This window comes from Granulicella sp. L56 (assembly GCF_009765835.1).
In the GTDB taxonomy this organism is placed as follows: Bacteria; Acidobacteriota; Terriglobia; order Terriglobales; family Acidobacteriaceae; genus Edaphobacter.
Genome location: NZ_LMUS01000006.1, coordinates 1,138,250 through 1,157,162 on the forward strand (window position 1 = coordinate 1,138,250; position 18,913 = coordinate 1,157,162).

Annotated in this window: 14 protein-coding genes; 7 read left to right on the forward strand and 7 right to left on the reverse strand. The window is 51.1% G+C overall.

Annotated features, from left to right (window positions below; translation table 11 throughout):
• Positions 1-38 precede the first annotated feature (38 nt).
• The 3 genes from GSQ81_RS12730 to GSQ81_RS12740 all read left to right on the forward strand — a co-directional run bounded on the left by GSQ81_RS12730 (position 39) and on the right by GSQ81_RS12740 (position 3,848).
• Positions 39-1,034 carry a glycosyltransferase family A protein gene (locus GSQ81_RS12730; RefSeq protein ID WP_158911093.1) on the forward strand — a complete coding sequence of 332 codons (996 nt, stop codon included), beginning with the start codon at positions 39-41 and terminating at the stop codon, positions 1,032-1,034.
• Positions 1,035-1,132: 98 nt separating this feature from the next.
• Positions 1,133-2,323, forward strand: a complete 1,191-nt coding sequence (locus GSQ81_RS12735) for an acyltransferase (RefSeq protein WP_216846426.1) — start codon at positions 1,133-1,135, stop codon at positions 2,321-2,323.
• A gap of 76 nt (positions 2,324-2,399) precedes the next feature.
• A complete protein-coding gene (locus GSQ81_RS12740; RefSeq protein WP_158911095.1) occupies positions 2,400-3,848 on the forward strand; it encodes an SDR family NAD(P)-dependent oxidoreductase in 1,449 nt (482 codons plus the stop codon).
• Between the two features lie 21 nt (positions 3,849-3,869).
• Here GSQ81_RS12740 and GSQ81_RS12745 read toward each other — a convergent pair whose 3' ends face one another.
• From GSQ81_RS12745 to GSQ81_RS12775, 7 genes are all read right to left on the reverse strand, one after another.
• On the reverse strand, positions 3,870-4,118 hold the full coding sequence (locus GSQ81_RS12745) for an acyl carrier protein (protein ID WP_158911096.1): 249 nt from the start codon (positions 4,116-4,118) through the stop codon (positions 3,870-3,872).
• Positions 4,084-6,030, reverse strand: coding sequence for an HAD family hydrolase (locus GSQ81_RS12750; protein ID WP_158911097.1), 1,947 nt, complete (start codon positions 6,028-6,030; stop codon positions 4,084-4,086). Before GSQ81_RS12750 ends, GSQ81_RS12745 begins: the two co-directional genes overlap by 35 nt.
• The gene (locus tag GSQ81_RS12755) at positions 6,020-6,595 is read right to left on the reverse strand and encodes a serine O-acetyltransferase (protein ID WP_158911098.1); all 576 of its coding nucleotides are present in this window, start codon (positions 6,593-6,595) and stop codon (positions 6,020-6,022) included. Before GSQ81_RS12755 ends, GSQ81_RS12750 begins: the two co-directional genes overlap by 11 nt.
• Before the next feature lie 233 nt (positions 6,596-6,828).
• The gene (locus GSQ81_RS12760; protein ID WP_158911099.1) at positions 6,829-8,487 is read right to left on the reverse strand and encodes a hypothetical protein; all 1,659 of its coding nucleotides are present in this window, start codon (positions 8,485-8,487) and stop codon (positions 6,829-6,831) included.
• Positions 8,488-8,622: 135 nt separating this feature from the next.
• Positions 8,623-10,344: a choice-of-anchor Q domain-containing protein gene (locus tag GSQ81_RS12765; RefSeq protein WP_158911100.1), complete on the reverse strand. Its 1,722-nt coding sequence runs from the start codon at positions 10,342-10,344 to the stop codon at positions 8,623-8,625.
• Between the two features lie 115 nt (positions 10,345-10,459).
• On the reverse strand, positions 10,460-11,617 hold the full coding sequence (locus GSQ81_RS12770; RefSeq protein WP_158911101.1) for a glycosyltransferase: 1,158 nt from the start codon (positions 11,615-11,617) through the stop codon (positions 10,460-10,462).
• 96 nt (positions 11,618-11,713) lie between these two features.
• On the reverse strand, positions 11,714-13,255 hold the full coding sequence (locus tag GSQ81_RS12775) for an oligosaccharide flippase family protein (RefSeq protein ID WP_158911102.1): 1,542 nt from the start codon (positions 13,253-13,255) through the stop codon (positions 11,714-11,716).
• Between the two features lie 358 nt (positions 13,256-13,613).
• On the opposite strand from GSQ81_RS12775, the gene GSQ81_RS12780 reads away from it, so the two are divergent.
• From GSQ81_RS12780 to GSQ81_RS12795, 4 genes are all read left to right on the forward strand, one after another.
• Complete coding sequence (locus GSQ81_RS12780; protein ID WP_158911103.1) at positions 13,614-14,948, forward strand: glycosyltransferase; 1,335 nt, start codon at positions 13,614-13,616, stop codon at positions 14,946-14,948.
• A gap of 214 nt (positions 14,949-15,162) precedes the next feature.
• The gene (locus GSQ81_RS12785; protein ID WP_158911104.1) at positions 15,163-16,275 is read left to right on the forward strand and encodes a glycosyltransferase family 2 protein; all 1,113 of its coding nucleotides are present in this window, start codon (positions 15,163-15,165) and stop codon (positions 16,273-16,275) included.
• Between the two features lie 54 nt (positions 16,276-16,329).
• The gene (locus GSQ81_RS12790; RefSeq protein ID WP_158911105.1) at positions 16,330-17,667 is read left to right on the forward strand and encodes an O-antigen ligase; all 1,338 of its coding nucleotides are present in this window, start codon (positions 16,330-16,332) and stop codon (positions 17,665-17,667) included.
• Positions 17,668-17,716: 49 nt separating this feature from the next.
• A complete protein-coding gene (locus tag GSQ81_RS12795; RefSeq protein ID WP_158911106.1) occupies positions 17,717-18,880 on the forward strand; it encodes a glycosyltransferase family 4 protein in 1,164 nt (387 codons plus the stop codon).
• Positions 18,881-18,913: the final 33 nt, after the last annotated feature.

Genomic DNA, 18,913 nt, shown 5'->3' on the forward strand with positions numbered 1-18,913 from the left:
GCCGTAAACAGTATCAACGTAACGAAAGGTCAACCCGCTTGAATCTGGCAAACGAGGACACCCTGGGCAATCAGTCCGCCGATCTGGTGAGCGTCATCATCCCTGCATATAACGCTGCCCCCTATATCAAAGACACTCTCGAATCCGTCTTCGGCCAGACATACAAATCTTTTCAGATCGTTGTAGTCAATGATGGCTCACCTGATACGCCGGCACTGGAAGAGTTGTTGCTGCCTTATCGCGACCGCATTATTTATATCAAGCAGGAAAATCGCGGTCTAAGCGGTGCTCGCAATACTGGACTTCGTGCAGCGACTGGCAGCATGGTGGCACTCCTTGATGCTGATGACATCTGGACGCCGGACTACCTGGAAGAGCAGACCAAGTATCTGCGCGAGCATCCTGAATATGATCTCGTTTATTGCAACTGTCGATTCTTTGGGCAATCGATCTACGACGGCAAGGAATATATGGATGTCTGCCCTTCTAATGGTGAAGCAACCTCTGCCGCCATTATCTCTCGGCGCTGCCATGTCTTCGTTTCCGTCACTGCACGCACCGAAGTCCTCAAACGCTTTGGTTTTGATGAGTCGCTTCGGTCATGTGAAGATTTCGATTGCTGGCTACGATTCACCGCCGCGGGCCATCGCATCGGCTACCATCGCAAGGTCCTTGTTCTTTACAGAAAGCATGCTGCCAGCCTCTCGGCGGATTTGACTTGGATGGCTGACTACAATATCCGTGTCCTCACCAATGCACTCACATTGTGGCCAGAAGGCTCGGAAGAAGCAACATTGCTGCTTCAAGCAAAGGCAACCAAAACCGCAGATCTCGAGAATATTCGGGGCAAAATAGCATTGCGAAACCAGGATATTCCCACCGCGATTACCCATCTTCAGGCTGCCAACAGTTTCTACAAGAGCACAAAAATCTCGGCAGTGATCTTCCTTCTGCGAGTGGCGCCTTCTTCGGTAGTGGCCCTGTTCAAGCTGCGAGGGGCCCTCCTCCCCTCGTATCACGAAGGGGCAAAATAGCTGTGAGTATACTTTGACTCAGCGCGCGAAAAAGCCGATGGAACGACGGAGAAGGAATATGAGCCGTCAGAACCGGCAACTCGTTTTTTAACTTCCATGTGCCCGACTACCCGCTGATGCCAACCTCTTCCAAATCGACGACGCTCTCTCCTTCGATGAATCACGAGGAGACAAGTCAAAAAAAACAAGTTCCCGTCAGGCCCAAGAGCGGATATATCAAAACGCTTGATGGATGGCGCACAATCGCAGTTGGCGCGGTAATTCTCTATCATGCGCGGGGAATCACTATAGGCGGCGCAAACTTCTCTAAGCTCCAAAATTTCGGAGATCGAGGTGTACAACTTTTTTTTGCAATCAGCGGAATTTTGATTTGTTCCCGCCTCCTTGAAGAACAGCGAATGCATGGGCATATTTCGTTACGTGGCTTCTACATCAGGAGGGTTTTTCGTATTCAGCCAGCCGCCATCGTATTTCTGGCGACGGTCGGTATCTTGGCAATCGTCGGCACTCTTCACCCAACATTGCCTGCATCTTTAAGTTCATTATTTTGCTATCGGAATTTTTATGAAGCAGCAAACGGTGTGACGTCCCCGGACGATCGTTACACAACTCACTTCTGGTCACTCGCGGTCGAGGAACATTTTTATCTATTACTTCCGTCGTTGCTCATTTTCGGGAGAAAAAAGATAATTCCTCTTTTGACGGCGCTCTCCGTAATCTTTTTCCTTTGGCCGCCGATTGCTCATCATTTCAAGATATTTGACTCGCCACTCGCTGCCTGGCGCACTGATATGGCCCTGCGTGATCTGCTCGTACCCGCATTATTGGCAGTATTGCTTACAAAGCCTGCTTTCCGCACATGGATGACAAAGATATCATCTCGGAATGCCCTGATATTGCTAACAATCGTTGCCCTTCTTCTCTCACAATTTCTACTGAAGGGACATCTCATGGGAGAAATGACCTGTATCGGCTTTCCATTGATGGTGATCAGCACAATGCTGCATCCGGAAGGTTGGATCGGGCGCTTGCTGGAAACAAGACCCTTTTTATTTATAGGAAGAATCTCTTACAGCCTTTATCTATGGCAGGAGCTGTTCTTTCTTCACCGGAAAGATGATTCATCCTTACGATTTCTGCAAAGCGCCCCGTGGAATCTGATCGCCGTGCTGGTCTGTGCCATCCTTAGTTACTATGTGGTCGAAAGGCCGCTAATGCGACTGGGGCATCGACTGGCTCCTCCCGCTACGCCTGGCCGCAATGATCTCGGCAACGTGTCTGTTTCATGATCTTGGGCGTATTTCGACGGGATGACTCGCTGATTCTCAAGTTGATAATCTCGATAACCAAACAGGCAAGATTCTAATGACATCAAAAAATATAGAGACAACTCGCTATTTCTCAAAAGACATGCAGCAACAATTTGCCACCCTGACGGGCGACTGGAATCCCATGCACATGGATGCTATTGCTGCGCGACGGACGCAGCCGGGAGCCCCCGTGGTACATGGTATTCACACACTGCTTTGGGCGTTGGAATGGATGGCTGCCGAAATACCGGAGTTTCGTTTGGTTCGGCAGATAAAGGTCGATTTTTGCAAGTGGGTCTACGTTGACACAACGGCAAGCCTAATTATTTCGGCGTCAAATAGTAGAGAAATTAAGGCACGCATTTCGGTCGGCGGTATAGTAGCCGCAAAGATTACTGTAGTACTAGGAGACGTCGAACTCGCAGCAAAAAAATTCTCTCCTGAGTATCACAGCCATACTACTTCGAGAGATGCAAAAGAGTTGCAGTTTGAGGAGATGGCCTCGCAATCCGGAACTGTTGACGTCGCAGCACCACCGGAAGAATTGGCCCGTTTGTTTCCCAGGCTCGCGGGTGTTGTGCAGCCGCATCGCGTGGCAGCATTGGGTTCTCTATCTCGATTGGTCGGCATGATATGCCCTGGACTTCACTCCATTTTTTCTGGATTAAATATCACCTTCATCGACGATGAAATGCATGACGCTTTAGTTCACTATCGTGTGAAGCAGGCGATTGAGCGTTACAGGATGGTGACATTGGAGATCGAGGGGCTCGGAATTGCTGGCCACGTTGACACTTTCTCCAGAGTGGCTCCCGCGCTACAAGCGTCGATGGACAGTGTCGCACGCTATGTTGGTGCAGATGAATTTTCCGGGACTCATGCACTGATCGTCGGGGGGTCGCGCGGACTTGGAGAATTGACCGCAAAAGTCATTGCCGCTGGCGGAGGAGATGTGACCATTACTTATGCCGTTGGAAAAGAAGAAGCAGAGGGTGTTGCAAAAGAAATACAAGAATCGGGAGGCCGCTGCGGTGTTATAGCTTTCAATGCCCTGCATCCAGCTGCACCTCAACTACGCAACCTGACAAAGCCCGTGACTCACGCCTACTACTACGCGACAGGCCAAATCTTTCGAGTAAAAAAAGGGCTATACTCTCCGGACATCTATCGGGAATTCACAAAATTCTATGTCGATAGCTTTGTTGATTTGTGCCAGTCACTTGCAACGGACATCTCAAAAAGCATCTCGGTCTTCTATCCATCTTCGGTCGCTGTCACGGATCGTCCAGCGGATATGACTGAATACGCCATGGCAAAAGCCGCCGGCGAGGTTCTATGTGAAGACATCAATCGCTATATGCCAGGAGTCCGAGTCGTTGTCAGCCGCCTACCTAGATTACCGACGGATCAGACCCTAAGTGTTATACCGGTACGTTGTTCCGATCCTCTGGAAGTAATTTTGCCAATTATCCGTGACGTTCAAGGCGCTGAGACAAAGAGCTGAAGAGGATCACTGCACAAGGGATTAGAGCTGCACTCCCTTCAGTACCAGCTCTGCCTGAATTTGAGAGACGGTTGTTAGTTCCGCAATCCGCTGGGGATCAAATTGCACCCCATATTCACCCTCAAGTGCAAGAATGACCTGCAAATGACGAAAAGAATCCCAGTTTTCGACAGTTCCAACACCAAGATCTGGGGTTACCTGATCCGGAGAAATTTCGAGAATATCGGCGAAAATATCACGCAGAGACGACGGCACTTGCTGAGAGCTCATTTAATTCATTTCCTTCCAAAGTTATCCATTCCGGACTAGCTGGTGCTGAAGCAGTCAAATCGAGTTCATAGAACACTGAGCCGGAGGTATCTTGATCCTGCTCAATTCTGACAAAACCATGATCAGGATAAAAATCTGCACACGGCGCATTTTTCTTCGTTGCAATAAATTCACCCACCAGCTTGGTGACTCCAGTTCTTAATGCACCCTCGGCTAGATGAGCGAGAAGCGCCGTCTCGATGCCGCGACCGATCACTCGACACGATAATAGCAGCGAATCGATATAACAGGAATCGCCATGGTTGCGCGCAAGAGCCAATCCGACGACTCCGGCATCGCCAAAACGATCACGTACCCGAATCACGACAGCCTGGCCGCCCTGAGTCGAAGCAAACCCTTCGATGTCTGCCGCGGAGTGGCGTCGCGTCGTCAAGTTGAACTGGTTTGTTTTGCCAAGTAATTGGACAGATCGAGAGAGAGGCCCCTGAAGCGCACTGACAAACGTACATACAATCCCCAGCGAAGCGAGAAACTCATCGCGTCCACTGGAACTCGTGGCCAACTCGGCCCGTTGAGCCTGCGCTTTATATTCGCTCACACGGTTAACATCATCTTCCGTGACCACGTTCGCGTCGAAGAAGGGCTGCGACGACAGCATTTCAACTAACTTCCAGGGTTCGTCAAGGGGCGCTGCGACGACAGCCACCTCGGGCAGGTGTTGGCGAATCGCTTCACACTCCACAGGGTTGTCATCTACGAAAACAAACGAATCCAGCCCAAGCGAGAGTTCCTGCGCAAGCTCGCGAATCGAGTTCGATTTTTCATTCCAGTTGATCTTAGTTGCGACAAAATGATCCAAATTGAGAGCAAGATCCGCCGCACGAAGCTGAAAGGCCTCTCGAACATCAGCATCATTGTTCTTTGAAACAATAGCCAGCAGAATGCCTCTGGAACTCAACTGCTTCAAATATTTCTGATACTCCAGATAGCAATTTCCCGGGAAAGCACTTCCGGTAACAATCCCATCCGGGCCCTCTTCACCAAGAACACCACCCCAGAGCGTATTATCCAAGTCCGTGCAGAGAACCTTCCGAGGCGCACGGTACAGCGAGGAAAAGCAACGAATGAGGCCTTGGGAGTACATCTTGAATGCGCCGGGAGCGATTGCCAAGCGCGAAGAAAGAAAGAGCCGCATATCACGCCAGCTTCCACGACCATAGCGTGCAGCCACATGGTCAATGTCAAAGAAGACACAGTCAGAGATGCTCCTGCATAAATGCGCTAGCTTTTGGTTCAACCGGATCACTGCGTTAACAAAGCTATGTTGCAGGCTCCCATCTCCAACATCCCCGAGTGATGTCCGATCCGGCACAACAAGCCCTTGGAAGAGTATTCGAGCAGAACTGCCAGAACGGAAGCTCCGGAGCATCTGTCCCACTCTTGCCAGCGATTCCTCTATCTCTGCTTCTACGCGCGCGCCAATGCCATCTGTGCATAACTCCGGCAAGCGTCCAGCAACATCTTCTAAATCGAGAACAACAATCACTGCATCCGGTTTGAACTTTGCCAGGGCACTGTGAGGATTCATCATCTCATCGACATAGGAACCGTACCCGCCGACATGGAGATCCAACAGATAGTTTGAAAATAGCGCTTCGGTCATCAGAAAAGGAAGGATCGGTTCTACTGTCACCGATCGGACGAGATACGTTTTCAGCCTCTTCGCGCCCAACTGTGCCTCGATCGCATCGGTCATCCCAGCGAAGGTATTGGCACAGAACATTACATCGCCAGGCTTACTCGAAAGCGTAAGAAGTATTCGCGCCTGTGCGACCACCGCGCTGACATCCTGCCTCGCCACTGCCTCTTTGATCGAACTCCGCAGCTCCAGACGCTCTGAATCAGTTTGCATCTATTCTCTCCGCTTGCACCGATGCCGGCGACGGGCTTGCTTTGGGAGCCCGCATAATAATACGTCCAGGAACACCCATCACCGTTGCGCCGTCGGGAATATTACTCATAACGAGCGTATTGGCGGCAATCTTCACTCCATTGCCTATTCTTATTTTACCGACCAGGGCCGCGCCCGTACCTATATAAACATCATTTCCAATTGTGGGAGCACCCTGCCGCCCCATGGCCGAAGCCCCAATCGTGACACGATGTGTGATGTCACAGTCGTTTCCGATGACAGCCTGTGGATTGATATGAACTCCTCCTATATGAGGAATATAGAGGCCGGTGCCGATCGTAGCGGACGGATCAATACACATCTCCATAAACACTTCACAAAACTTATTTGCCAGCAATGAGATCACTTTAAGAGGAATACTTATGAGGAAAAATGGCGGGTCAACATTTAGCCAATTGCCCAACCGATAGCATCCAATCGCCCAGACCGCAGGGTTCAACCATAGCTCCTTACCGGTGTTACCCTTCGCCCTGTAACGTGCAATATCTGCAGAAAACTTGGACATACCAGAACCTCATTGATACTTTATTCGACAATGATCTTCTTGCCGCCAGACCCTCATCTTACCAGCCCGGCCTGGACTGAGCGCTTCATCGCAAACCCGCGGAGATACCGCAAGTCACTGGACGATTTTGGTGGGCCTGGCGAATCCACCGCATCGCTTCGACCATCAATTGTTTTAGACGGAGGCCCAATAATCTCCGGTATGGAGCAGGGCGTTTCAGGTGAAGACTGGCATCACTGCTTGTTAGTTGAAATTTTTGCCGCGAAGTTGCCGTCGATCACTTCGAAGTCATCCGTTTTGGAATAAGTGTGGGTCCCCAAATTACCTTTGACCCAGCCAGGTTCGATCCGTGCCAGCGGCTTTTCAAGGTATTCCATTTCATTCAATACGAGCACTTCCGAAAAACAGAGCGCATATCCATAGGCTCTTGCGCAGTCCTGAGAAGGCCGGATAAGTTTCCCATTTTCATAAAACAATGCGCCGGCAGGTCTGGCCCGGCGTACATCCGATACAACGGGATTGTTAGGATGCGGCGTCCAAGGTCCAAAGAGCGAGTCGGCATAGAATACTCCGAGTTCATCGCAGTTGGAGTATCTGCCATTCGACAAGCCCGCGAACATCCAGAATTTCCCATTTGCCTGATGGATTGTGGCATCGACTGCAAAGATATCCTTCAACAACACAGATGCAAGCGACCAGCGAGTCGGAAATTCGTCCGCACGATATAGTTCCACCGTACGATTCTCCTTCGTCTCAGGAATCATGTACATCTGGCCATCCTGCTCGAATAGAAACGGATAGGAAAGATGATAGGGACGGCGAAGAACCTCAACGGGTTCAGTAAGCGTCCCATCCATGTTTACTTCCGAACAGCAAATAACGGCTCGTCCTTCGCTATACCGGTAATCTTCTAGAAAGAGATAGTTCTTATTATTTCTTCTTACAAGGAAAGGATCAGCATAGAAGCGATCCTTGGATGGACGAACAATGCTGTAAGCCGACGCATCGTCAAATCTGCGCTCCGGCAATCGCTTTCTGACTGCGACAAACCACTGGACATATCCACCATGCAGTCGGGAAAAGATCTTAGCCTTGATCGACCGCTTCAGCAGGTGCCCGAGAAAAACGGTCATCTGAAAAGCATTTGGAGTCCTGTAGATTCCTCTATCGTAAGTATTCGTTTCGTTGTAGGTCGCCAAAGACTCGATGTAATTCCAACCTTTGGAATTGAGATCACGCAACCTACGCATTGCAAATTCTGCGGTCTTCCAATAGACGGGATTACGGCTTCGATAGAGAGATGTAAAATCCGTCGCGGAATGGCCACGGTAAATAACGCGTCCGCCGTCCAGGGAACTGGTTAAAATTTGGAGGACAGTCCCGGATACGGGATTTTGTTCGTATATCTCCCAAAAAAAAGGCGGGCCGCCCCGATACTCGAGATTGTCATCGTGATGAAACGACCAGATTCCATATTTCGCCGTATCTAAAATGCCCCCGCGAATAATGCGAAAGCCAAATCGAAATACAACATCCAGATTGGCTGCATTGATCAGGACAAGGTCATCTTCGCTAAATCGATCCGTGAAGCCTTTACGAATCGGTTCGACTTTGATACTTGGCACCCCGCTGAGTAACGCTGACAAATCTCGGGGAGCCTTTGCGTCCATTTCAACTTTATTTTTCTTATAATCCCACTGTTCATACTGATGGTAGAGCGTCAATTTCCAATGGTTTTTCAGCCTCTTTCCAAGCGAAGGCTTCTGCTTTGCTGCCGGCGTATTCAGAATAACCAACTCAACCTGAGCAAAATCCGAACTCTGAATATCTTCGATGATTTTGGCGACCCAGGCGCTGGTCGTCAGCGAATCCAGCATAATACCGATGCGCAACGTGACCTCTCATCAATCACCCACGGCTGGCGGGTCATTCCAAGTTGATTTGGCTCAGTATAGCAGTGAATTTCAAAAGCCCGGTTAGCAACCCCCAGCAAACGGACCTCTATCATTCGACCAGGTTTGAATGCTTCACGGATGATATTGAAATGCGCCAATGTCCGCTGCAGAGCCGCCTGACCGGGGAACGCCGTCATAGTCTTTCGTCAACCCCGGCACGGCAACTCCCGTGCCCCGAGCCGGGCTTCCACTAGTCAGGTGGAAGTCGATTCCGTCGAGACTCGCCTCACCACTCCATACAGGCATATTCGCGTTCTTCGGATTCACACAACGCTCCGAAGAACCAGAGGGACAAGTCCGCATATTGTAGTAAATGTTGTGATCCCTCGCGATAAATGGGTTCCTTGGCAAGCGACTCGTATAGAAAACAGCCGGAAGCTCGCCCCCAAATGGATCTTTATAACCAATGTGCAGGTTATTTTGAAAAATGATATTGGCCTTCGTGCAGGTACCGGAACAGCTAATGTCGTAGCTCACGGTTCCATAGCCGGCAAAGCTATTGTTCCGAAAAATATAAGTCCCATCGTCATTCACCGCAAACGCAATGCCGTCGCCGGCAGCGCGACAGAAGAGAGAAAGGTATCTGTGATATCCCTCCGGAGCGCCGGCCATAGGTGCCGACATTCGTCTGCAGTTGTGTACGGTCAAATTGTTTTGAAAGACCACACGATGCATGGGGCCCATCTTCCACTGCTGGCCCATATTTCCGTATGAGCTCGAATTGGTGATCGAAATGAGGCCGCCGCTGACATGTAAAAGGTCGAGCCCATCCTGAGTGTTGTAGCGAAAAATACAGTGGTCGCAGGTGAAATTTAAGGGAGTGCCCGGCGTACCGACACCATCTCCATAGCCACCGCTCTCCTGATCAAAACAACTGAAAATTGGTACCGCATGTGTAATTGGATATTCCTCATTGCATCCATTCCACTCCACCGTGAGATAGGAGGCATGAACAGATGCATCGGGAGTATTCTTAGTTCCCCTCCCGCTGTCAAAGTTCCATCCAGCGCCGCCATTGGCTGCAATCCTCACATGATCGACCGTTACGCTTCCGCCGATCGGCCCACCGATGCCCTGCGTGGTCAGTCCATGAATATCAAGATTTTTTAGAAGAACATTTGCAGTGCCGTCATTGGTAGAGATGCCAGTCCCTGAGTAATCCGAAAGGGGATCGCCGGCATAGCATCCCTCCGATGCTGGTTGCCCTGCTCCGACACGGGTGCACTGGCTATGATCCGTCAGTTCAAGGCATTCGACGTCCACGTTCTTTGAACCCGACAAATTAATGATGGTGCCTAGCGCATAGCCTCCAAACAGTTGAGTTTTCTTGTTGCAGCTCTGGTAGTTTTCGCCAAGCAAACGAGTCGGGCGATCGGGCAGCCCGGAAGGCAACGGCGGCATCGAGCAGCCGTAAGGGTCGCCTGGGCAGTTTCCCCAGTAATTCTTCACATGCGGGCCCTTGTATCCCATTCGATAGGGGCCGCCGCGAACGATGATCGTATCTCCACCTTCAACCACCCAGCCCTTATTGCCGTAATCGCCATTCGTAAACAAATAATACGGATGATTGAACGCACACGGCTTCTTGGACCCTTTACCAGAATAGGCAGCATCCGCTGTTCCCGTACACTGCTTGCGGTCACCGCCATCCGGGCGGATAAACCAGGTATGCCCCCCAGGTGAAGCAGAGACGTCCGCAGGCTTGTGTTCGTTCCCGCTGTATCCCAACAGCACAAGAGGAAATATAAGCAGAAAACAGAAGATACCCACAAATCCGAACCATCGATTCAACATAAAACTCCGATCTGACCATACGGATGCTCGGCAACCGCTGCGCATTGAGTACAATTTGAACGCATTTCTATAAATGCTACTGCCTGCATATATGGATAGAAGAGAGGTGTGAGCACTATTCGTGCATCACATCCGAATAGACCTTCGAAATCTCGTTGATAAAGCCCTGAAGCGAGAAGTTTTTCCGGACATGCTCAGCTCCCGCTGCCCCGAAACGCCTTGCCTTTTCGGGGTCTTCGATCAACGATATTGTTGCGGCGGCAAGCTCTTTGCTGTTGCCGTGCCCGTGCAGATATCCAGTGACGCCAGGTTGAATAATCTCTGGGATGCCCCCTACAGCAGTCGCTATCACCGGCTTTCGCATCGCCATTGTCTCCAGGATGCTCAATGGAAATCCCTCTCGGTGAGTGCACAGAACACATATATCCATCACCGCAATCAGACGAGGCACATCGGTGCGGTGGCCGGTAAAGATGAAACTATTCGCAATTCCTAATTCATCAAGCTTCCTGGCCACCTCTTCGTAGTGGCTTCGATTTAGATCGACAAGGGAATTATCTCCTACGATCAGGAACCGCGTATTGGGATGCTTCGCTAAAATCTCTACAGCAGAATCGACCAAGGTGAAGTAGTCTTTCTGCCGGGAAACGCGCGCAACAACCCCGACCAGAGGACAGCCATCTGGGATCCCTAATTCACGTCGAACGTCCGCATTGCTCTCCGTCCTATCATCTTCCGGAACCTCTATCGCGTCATAGACAACGCGAGCCTTGGTCTCAGGAAGAGAGACAGCAAAGGTTTGTTTCGCCTCTTTTGATACGAAAATAAAACTCTGAATCGGCAAAAGGCAAAGCCTCTCACGCAAGCTCAAGCGCGGATAGCTAACTCGGAGATGGCACACCCTGCGAGAGCGTGCCAATGGAGCAGCGAGACTATTGTGGATTGCTGCCTTTGCGTCAGAAAAATGGACTACATCCGCTCCGACTTGTCGAAGTTGGCGTGCCACGGCAAGAGACTCTTTGTAAAATTTGTGAGCATGTCTCAAGCTAGGCTGGGGAGGAGTGTAGATAACTGTCTCGATCCCCAATTTCTCAAATGCGTCTATCAACGGGGTAGCGTCGTGCAAACAAAATGCAACGTGATGGAACTTATCCCGCGTTGCGGCCGTCAAGCGAAGTGTAGCGATCTCGACCCCGCCCATACCGCTCCAGGGCATGAAATGAGCGATAGTAAGCTTTCTGCCAGCTTCCCCCGCTTCGTTAATATTTTCCACACTTCCCTCCCAAACCGCCCCACGAAATCGACCAAACTCATCATAGCGCGTGCAAAATGCCAATGCGCAAGGAGTGAAAACGCCCCCAACTGCAGCCTATGACGTCATACTGCCTACCCTGTATCTGCCTAAAAACGATTTGACCCTGGGTAGGATCTGGCGCTTCACATTATCTCGGAACGTTAGGCCAACTGTGACGATAAAGATGGGCAACAGAGCCATGGTCTGCATAAAAAACGTGGTCTTATAATGCACGGGAAAATGCACATCAACAGCGTAGGAGGCAATGGCAAATGGAACCGTCGACAGAAAAACAGGAGCCAATACCTTCCATGCCACGTCAAATGCGCTAATGCCCACGAGCTGAGAGATGTATCGCGGCCAAAGGATAAGATGCACGACTAAGCTTGGGATGAGAGTTCCGATTGCGACTCCATAGATTCCAAACTTGCGCGCCAGAATAATGCTAAGCGTCAAGTTTGCGATCGCTTCACCAATCGCCCACTTGGCAAGCGCCTTATGTTTCCCAACGCCAAAAGCTATTGATGCTGCAGTCACATTCTGAAGAGAAAACAGAAGCGCTGTCGCTAGAATCGCCAACACGGTTCCTGATACTTTGGAATACTGCGGCCCCATCCATACGCCGATAAAGCTGCCGCCGCGAATGATCAAGGTAAGCGCAATCGGCAAAGAGACGGCCATCGTCGCCCGCGTGCCATTAATATAGAGCGACCGCAAGCTAGCTGTATTTCCCTCGGCCTCGTACATGCTAGCGGCTGGCGTAAAAGTTTTGGTCATGGCGCTGACAATCTGGCTCGTGTAACGGCACAACGAATTGCCGATGGAGTAGAACGTGACCGCAGACGCCGTAATGAAAGCGCCAACCACCAGATTGTCTGACTGGTAAACCAACTGGACTGCCACCGTATCCAGGAAGGCATAGAAGCTATACGACCAGATCTTGCGAAGAACTTCCCCTTTCGGTTTCGTCAGGTGAATGGTAAGTTCCGGATAAATTCTGCGGACGATATATACCAGCAAGCCGTTACCAACCAAAGCAGAGAGAAGCTCGCAGAATGCGATGGCAACAATACCATGGCCGGCAAGCAGCACGGACACAACCCCAATCACACGGACAGCTAACTGGATCAATGTCACATAGCTTCGCAGATCATACCGATTCAATGCAGAAAGCGTAGAACTAAACACCCCGAACGACATGGAAATTGTCGCGGTAACACCGATGACAAGTATGGCCTCGCGAGCGTCAATTGCTAATGACTGTGGAACTTTGAAAATCAGCGGGAATACCGCCGCGAGCACTCCGCTCAGGACGAGCAGCAGCGCGCTAATTTGTAATCGGACCCAAAGTACTGCCGACAGGACTTCAGAAGCCCCTTCGTGGTCCTGTGTGGCGTGTCCTTTGGAGACGAACCGTACCACTGAACTGGCCATGCCCATATCAAGGATTGCCAGATAGTTGACGGTGGAGACCGCCAAGACCCAAACGCCATAAGCAACATCCCCCAACCGATGGACGACAAACGGGGCCAGGAAAAAACCGACTGACAAAGTGGCCGCGGTCGCAAACCAGTTGGATAGAACGCTTCTGGCAATCTGCCATACACGCGACTGCAAGCTAAAGCTCCTTTGCGCCGATCTCAGACCGTGACGAAAACCTCTCAATCTATGGATTTAAAAAGCCATGATTGGTCTAGATTTTGTGCGCGCAAAGCGATGGTAACAGTGTCGAGCCAATGCCGCACACAATGGCATGTCGGATTGATCGACTTTTGCTCGAAAAGACTGACCTCCCGTGGGTTGGCGTTCGTCCTGCTGCACCCGAATGTGACGAAAAGCCTACAGCCCAAGACAATAGCCCCACCAAAGTTCGCAGGATGGATAAGGGTTCTATCAAGAACTGACAGCTCCGATCTGGCATGATCGGGGTAGAGCAGCCTAATATCTATAAATAAGAACAACTTAGGATTGATCCATGGCAAAAAGTTCGATTATTATCGTCCTTGCAATATTGATCGCTCAAGATGTACTATTTCGGTGGTCGCGTAAAAGCAATCCCCTAATAGTTGTAGTTAAAGGACTTCGTATGCGCGTGAGTGCTCTCGTCCCGACATTCAATCGTAGTGTCTTTCTGAAAGAGGCTCTCTTGAGTCTTTTGAGGCAAACGCTGCCTCCCGACGAGATCATTGTCATCGATGACGGTTCGACGGACGATACCGCTCAGGTCGTTGCATCCTTCGCGCCTGCCGTAAGATACATCTTCAAAACAAATGGTGGAAAGTCCTCGGCTCTCAATCTCGGCTTAGAACAGACGTCCGGTGAATTGATTTACATCCTCGACGATGACGATATTGCTGTCGACGATGCCATTGAACGCCTGTCCGAAGTATTTAGGAATGACCCGGAATGCGGTTTTGTATATGGCGAATTTGATGTCTTTAAAGTGTCTGATTCAGGTGTCACCTCTTGGGAGACCCGCGCTCAGCCACCGGGGGACAAAGAACTTTATCTGGCCTTGATGCATCATAATCGGATCGCGGTCCCAAGCATCATGCTGGTTCGTAAATCATGCTACGAGCGTGTCGGCCCCTTTAATGAAGCCTTTGTAAGGTCCCAGGATTACGAGATGCTTCTCCGCCTGGTCAGGGTATTCAAGGGAAAGCGCTTGAATTGTGTTCTTTCTCACGTACGACAACATAGCGGGATGCGCGGTTCGGCCGCCGTGCCCGTGGCTGCAAAAGACAGCTATAAGACATGGCGAGATTTTGATGCAAGGGCTATTTCCACTGTTTATAACTCCTATGCCTTACAGGAGTTTCTTCCGCAACCTGTCACTACCTTCAACGATGAAGACCGTTTCACTGCACTGTTGCAGAGATGTGTCATCGTCGGGCGCAAAAGACTTTGGAATTTTGCGGCTGACGATTTGCGCGAAGCCTGTGCTCTCGCCTCCCACTCTGGCATACATAACCTGACATCAGGGCAGTCGCTTATCCTGAACAGGCTATTCGAGACATCGAGTCATGCTCTACACGATCTTGCTGCTGCAGAAGACTTCCGGTCGGCACTGCTCAACATAGCCGACCCGAAGTTAGCCCATCAGATCCGCGCAGCTTTAACCTATCCTCTTCGGGAGCAGATACAGGATGCTCTGCGGCTCAGAGCGGCTAAAACTTCCATCTATCTGATTGCGTGTCTCTTATTTATTTCTCCCTTGGGAGAAAGCATTAATCATTTGGGTGATCGGGCATTAAAAAAGATCGACCAAACCCGCTCGGCTAAACTAAAAAGCCACCAAACTGCGGCGTAATATATGATCGGAACGAAGGCGTCCTGGGTTAATGCTTTGCAGCCCACGCGCTCTTAGAAAGACAACGGAGCGGATAACTGTAAAGCGAGTTACCGACAAGACAGCATTCCATGGCCTTCTGGAGCAATCGGCTGCGAATCAGTCGCATCAGCGAGCGTTCGTACTCTAACCATTGTTTCCGTCTCAGCACGGTCATCTCGCATGGAGACCTGCCGTGAAGTTGCTTTTTTGGTTCTGCTTTGCCCTCACTGCCTATGCATATTTTGGCTATATCGTCTGGCTTCGGATCTACGTTGCCCTGCACCGACGACCCATCTTTCAAAGCCATGTAACCCCGGCTGCCTCAATTATCATCGCGGCTCGAAACGAGGAGGCCAACCTCCCCGCTAAACTCGAGAACCTTCGCCTTCTGGACTATCCTCAGGACCACCTCCAGATTGTGATTGCCTCTGATGGATCTACAGATCGAACCGCTAGTATCCTGCGCGAGCAAATCCCTCCGATTGTCTCCGTCATTCTTGACGAATCAAACGGAAAAGCGTTTGCACTGAACGAAGCGGTCAAGCAGGCTACCGGAGAAATCCTCGTCTTCTTGGATGCGCGGCAATTTGTCGAAACGAACGCGGTTTCCGAGTTGATCTCCTGCTTCGCCGATCCGGACGTTGGCGCGGTGAGCGGCGAACTGCTGCTCGAAGATGCCTCGGGCACAGCGTCCTCCGAAGCTCTCGGTATCTACTGGAAGATTGAAAAGGCTGTCCGCAAACTCGAATCTGCATCAGGCTCCGTCGTAGGCGTCACCGGGGCGATCTACGCTATCCGTCGCGAACTCTATACCGAGATTCCTGCGGGAACCCTTCTCGACGATGTCTTTGTTCCTATGCATGTGGCTCGACTCGGCAAACGCGTTATCTTCCAGCCATCGGCCATCGCCCGCGACCGCCTCTTTAGCGCGAAAGGCAAGGAGTTTTCCCGCAAAGTCCGCACCCTGACCGGCAACTATCAACTGCTTCAGCTTGCGCCGTGGCTCCTATCCCCAGCCAATCCGCTGCTCTTCCGCTTCATCAGCCATAAACTGCTGAGACTGTTCGTTCCGCTGTTCCTGGTGGTGATGCTGGTTACCTCCGCCTTCGCTGGAGGTTCTTTCTACAGAGCGATTTTCTGGCTCCAGATCAGCTTTTATCTTCTGGCTGCTGTCGGAATGCTGAGCCCTTCATTCAAGAGATTCAAGCCCGCCGCTATCTCCAGCACGTTTGTCATGCTCAATGCGGCCGCGGCGTTGGCGTTCTACAATTTCATCGCAGGCAAGAATAAGGTATGGATCCGCTAAAATTATTCTGCTTGCCACAATCATTCGCCGTACAGGTATCGCGGAGATCGCATTTTGGGATTAGGACTCGCACATAACATTCCGTTGATCGCCTATCTTGGCTTCTGGGTTGCTGCGCTCGTTTCCTTAGGTGGGCGTCCCCTCTGGGGCCTATATTACGTTCTTCCATTCCTGCCGTATCGGACCATGCGGGACCATTTCTTGCTCTACCCACTGGGCGCCAATGTCATCACCATCCTTATTCTGGCCATTATTGTAGGAGCCCTGCTCCATGGCAAAAAGCTTCCAAAATCGAAGATCTACATCACATGGCTGGTCTTCGGCCTCTACACGTATATGTCCATGTGGCTGGGAACTGCACTTGGTTATGCCGATGCACCGCTTTGGATCAACGATGCCAATTTCGCAGTATGGAAAGACTATATGCTCCTGCCGCTGGTCTTCGTAGCGGCTGGCCTGACCATAGAAGATCGTAAAGCGGTAAGAACAGTCATTCTCATCTCGGCCATCACTTTGATGTTCATTGATCGAAGTGCACTCATGGACAGCATGTCCAGAACATGGGCCACTTTTGACGAAGACAAACGCGACGGCGGCCCCCTCGGCTTCGCCGGCTCAAATGGCCTTGCAGCCTTTCTGGCCCAGTTTTCCATGTTTTTCTGGGGCTTTGCCCAATTTCTCAAGCGAAAGAAAGCCAGATTGCTCTGCTATGCCTTGGTGGGAACTACGATCTTTGCCACAATGTATACCTTTTCCCGTGCGTCCTATATTGCAATCGTGGCCGGGGCTCTCCTGCTTGGCATATTGAAAGATCGAAAGATCATCATCGTCGTCGCGGTCTTTCTGTTCACATGGCAAGCTATCGTACCCGTAGCCGTGACCGAGCGGGTCATGATGACCACAAACGCCAATGGCCAGCTTGAGGCGTCCGCCCAGGAGCGCGTCGATCTTTGGGAAAATGCGAAAAAGGCCTTCTACAATGAACCGCTCTTTGGAATGGGTTTTGCCACCTTTCAATTCGGACAACATACAGACAACCTGAAAGATACTCACAATTGGTACATCAAGGTCCTCATCGAGACCGGGATTATTGGCGGCATCATCGCGGTAGTCCTTCTCTTCCAAATGCTCGCCCTCGCGTATCGCCTCTGGAGAAATGCTAAAGACCCGCTCTATCAAGGACTCGGATTTGCCCTGTTTCTCTGCATCAGCACCTGCATGATTCTTAATTGTTTCGGCGATCGGTGGACCTATCTTGAAATCAATGGGCTGTTATGGGCGCTGATAGGGGCTGCGGCGTCCGCGACCTATCTCACAGAGCCCGAATCAACATCGAAGATGGTTGCTCCCGATGCGACCGCTTCCGCCAACCCCTATATGGCCTATCACTAGCCCTTGCGGGTAAAGCTGCCTTTGATGCAACTGAGCTTTTGTAAACACTATGATTACTTCTCTGCACCGGATATCGAATCTCTCCCAAAGCGAAGATGCCGGGCTGCCTCATGTTCTGCTTGTCGTCGATCAATTTTCCAGGAATCTTGGCGGTGGCGAACGAATCGCACTCAAGCTCGCCGCTTTGCTTCCGCACTATGGATACCGGGCCTCCATTTTGACGTTTTCTGCTGATCCGGCAACGACTGCATTTGAAGCTGCTCCGTGCCCTGTCTATCTTCTTCCTCTGCAACGCACCTACGATCTAAGAGCATTCAAAGGCGCTCTTGCCCTACGGCGCTTTCTCAAGCAGCAAAAAATACAGATCGTCCAAACTTTTTTTGAGAGTTCCGACATATGGGGTGGATTTGTAACCAAATTTCTGTCAAAGGCGAAGCTGATCTGGAGCCGCAGGGATATGGGGATACTGCGGACCCCAAAACACGAAGTCGCTTATCGCCTTATGGCGGGCCTCCCCGACGCTGTCTTCGCAGTCTCCGAGCTTGTCCGCCAACACTGCATTGAAGTCGACCGCATCAATCCTGATCGCGTCCAAACCATCTATAACGGCCTCGACCTCGCGGATTGGGAAGCATCGTTGCAATCGGCGCCTCTGCGAGACAAGCTTCTGGTCACAACTGTCGGCAACATCCGCCACGTCAAGGGCCACGATGTCTTTATCAAAGCTGCTGCAGTGATCGCTCCCCGGTTCCCCGACATCTACTTCAGCATTGCCGGCGGAGTTCTCGATCCGGCTTACTTTGAGGAGCTTCAAGCCCTCGTCCACGACCTGAATCTTGGCGACCGCTTTCACTTCGCAGGAAGTATCACCGATCTTCGGGAGCACCTCTCCGGAGCCGACATCTTTGTCCTGCCCTCACGCAGCGAGGGCTTCTCCAATGCCATCGTCGAGGCCATGGCTGCATCTCTTCCCGTGGTCGCTACCAACGTCGGCGGCAATGCCGAAGCCGTGCAGCACGGTGTTAGCGGCTTCATCGTGCCAGCAGAAGATCCTGACGCTCTCGCCGCGGCCATCACGCAGCTTCTTGCCGACCCAGTCAAAGCAAAAGGCATGGGCATAGCTGGAAGACAGAGAGTTGCGGAAAAATTCACGACCGAAGCCATGATGTTGCAGACGACTGCAACCTACAGAAAGCTGCTCACCCAACGGTAGATCTTCCCAAAATAAAAGAGCGGGAGGACATAT

Bases quoted from the DNA above. Each gene is read 5' to 3' on its own strand.
- GSQ81_RS12745 (WP_158911096.1), bottom strand. From the start codon at position 4,118: ATGAGCTCTCAGCAAGTGCCGTCGTCTCTGCGTGATATTTTCGCCGAT.
- GSQ81_RS12740 (WP_158911095.1), top strand. From the start codon at position 2,400: ATGACATCAAAAAATATAGAGACAACTCGCTATTTCTCAAAAGACATG.
- GSQ81_RS12780 (WP_158911103.1), top strand. From the start codon at position 13,614: ATGGCAAAAAGTTCGATTATTATCGTCCTTGCAATATTGATCGCTCAA.
- GSQ81_RS12750 (WP_158911097.1), bottom strand. From the start codon at position 6,030: ATGCAAACTGATTCAGAGCGTCTGGAGCTGCGGAGTTCGATCAAAGAG.
- GSQ81_RS12755 (WP_158911098.1), bottom strand. From the start codon at position 6,595: ATGTCCAAGTTTTCTGCAGATATTGCACGTTACAGGGCGAAGGGTAAC.
- GSQ81_RS12795 (WP_158911106.1), top strand. From the start codon at position 17,717: ATGATTACTTCTCTGCACCGGATATCGAATCTCTCCCAAAGCGAAGAT.
- GSQ81_RS12765 (WP_158911100.1), bottom strand. From the start codon at position 10,344: ATGTTGAATCGATGGTTCGGATTTGTGGGTATCTTCTGTTTTCTGCTT.